Origin of the sequence: Spiroplasma sp. hyd1 (assembly GCF_016082235.1) — a bacterium.
Taxonomy (GTDB): Bacteria; Bacillota_I; Bacilli_A; order Mycoplasmatales; family Mycoplasmataceae; genus Spiroplasma; species Spiroplasma poulsonii.
Window position 1 is genome coordinate 1 of sequence record NZ_JXYY01000095.1, and the last position, 2,122, is coordinate 2,122.

Annotated in this window: 4 protein-coding genes; all 4 read left to right on the top strand. The window is 27.8% G+C overall.

The annotated features are described in order from the left end of the window. Nucleotides 1-158: 158 nt before the first annotated feature. Entirely contained in the window at nucleotides 159-356 is a 198-nt protein-coding gene (locus TS70_RS06375) for a hypothetical protein (protein ID WP_198049758.1), read from the top strand. Between the two features lie 44 nt (nucleotides 357-400). After that, nucleotides 401-559, top strand: coding sequence for a hypothetical protein (locus TS70_RS06380; RefSeq protein ID WP_198049759.1), 159 nt, complete (start codon nucleotides 401-403; stop codon nucleotides 557-559). 111 nt (nucleotides 560-670) lie between these two features. Continuing rightward, entirely contained in the window at nucleotides 671-820 is a 150-nt protein-coding gene (locus TS70_RS06385; RefSeq protein WP_198049760.1) for a hypothetical protein, read from the top strand. Between the two features lie 172 nt (nucleotides 821-992). After that, on the top strand, nucleotides 993-2,122 hold a 1,130-nt coding region (locus tag TS70_RS06390; protein ID WP_198049761.1), incomplete at its 3' end, for a hypothetical protein.

The window sequence follows — 2,122 nt, forward strand, 5'->3', positions numbered from 1 at the left end:
ATCTTTTTTACAAATATTTGCAATTTTTTAACAAGTAATGCAAGAAGTCTAATAAATTACAGTTTTCACAGTTAAAACTTGCTGACCAAAATAATTTTCCAGATGAATGAAATCGTAATTTTGCAATTGCTGGGGCAACTGCAAGTGAATATAATAGTATGGCGGCAAGTATGATATATAATAATGTCAGCATTCGCAAACAAACGGGACAATTAATTAGTCAAAACATCATTAATTCAAATGACTTAATTTTGATTTCAATTGGAGGGAATGATTTACGTAATATCATTAGTTTAGTTAATAACCATAATGAGCGTGTAAAAGCTTTAAATAAAATTATTAAAAATATGAAATAGCTTTGTATATGTTGGCGAATAATGGGGCTAAAAGGGTTCTACTAATGAGTCCACCTAATATGGGTTTAGTTCCAGAATTTAATAATAAATCTGTAAATCAAAAATCTAAGGAAATTATTACAAATTTTTCAAAAATGTTTAACCAAAAGACAGCAGAAATTGTTAAAAATATAAATGGTCATTATAAAAATGTTGTTAAATAATGAAGTTTATACAATAATATGTCAAATTTATTTGAGGAATTTAAAAAATTACGTGAAAATGCTGATGTTACTGTTAACTTTTTTAGAAGTACACCACTCGTGGTAGGGAGAATGCTTGGTGAAATCCTAGCTAATCCTAATCCTGATGTTCCAAAAGATGCCAATCCAGATGATTATTTTTTCTTTGATCAACTTCATCCATCGTGACAAATACATCAAATAGTAGCGAACAAGTTATATGATTTTGTTCAAGAATGATAAATTGATAGTTATAGATGTTTGTTCAACAAAGTCGTAATTTTAGAATATTTAATGTCTAAACTTACCAGTATATCTTAGTAAAGTCGCAAGTGTTGTTATTTTGACACTTGCTTTTTTTTATTATAATCATCACGAATATTTAACACAAAATATTTTAAAAGGAGAAAACATTATGAAAAAATTATTAGTAATACTAGGAATTTTTAATTTTGGTGTTGTCAGCCCGAGTTTGATTATTAGTTGTGTTGAAAGACCAAAGAGTAATTCAGATGAAAATAGGGGTATTGATTATCAAGGTGATTTAAAAATCTTGAATGAAATTTGTAAAAAAGTTAGTACCGTTTTTCAAACATATGCAATGGAAAAAACATTAGTTGATATTCATGACTATTCAACTCAAGAGTTTGAAAAGTTATTTACAATGGTTACTAGCGGTAGTCCTCAACAGGAGTTAAAATTAGATGATCACAATGTTGGTGTAGCATTGCAAGCGTTAGTAAATGGTTTTATGGCTGTTTTTAATAATGTTAACCGTGAAATTGCTGATCAATATTCAAATTATTATATTGATACAATGCCTTTAAGCACTGATTCAAAAGATGATAAATTTATGTTAAATTATATTGATATTGCTAAATTAGGCTCTTTAGTAAATATTGATGTTAACAATTTAAAAGGAGTTCGGTTAGACTTTAAGTTAGCAGTTAAAATTCAATTTAAAACATTAGAAACACGTGTACCTTTTTTGATTCAGTATACTATTACCAATGATAAAGTAAAAATGCAAGAAATTTTAGCAGCTGTGACAGGAGCTGTTTCAAAATCAATTGTTAAGTTTTTCAATTCAATGGCTAAGGACATTATTGTGGATCAAAATCCAGCTTTTCGAAATATTTATGAAAATTTTGATTTAAATTATGCGTTTGATCATAGTATGTTAGATGGAATTGTTCAAAAGGAATTAAATACAGCCTTACAGGCTGATGATGAATTTGGTGAAATTCGAAATAGTATTACTTATACTAAAGATGAACAAATTTTAGTTTTATTAAATTCAATTATTAATCCAGATACAAATGGTGTTACCCATGTTATTCCTGATGATGAAAAATATACGTGGGTTAATACTGGTTATGCTCCCGATAAATTAACATCAGAAAACTTTTTAGAATATTATGGAGAAAAATTAAATATTCTAACAAGCACGTTAGGTCCAAAATTACAATTAGGGCAGTTTAAAATTAACTTAGCAAAAATTTTGGTAGCGGGAGTACCATTATCTGGTGTAGTGTTAAATGATGA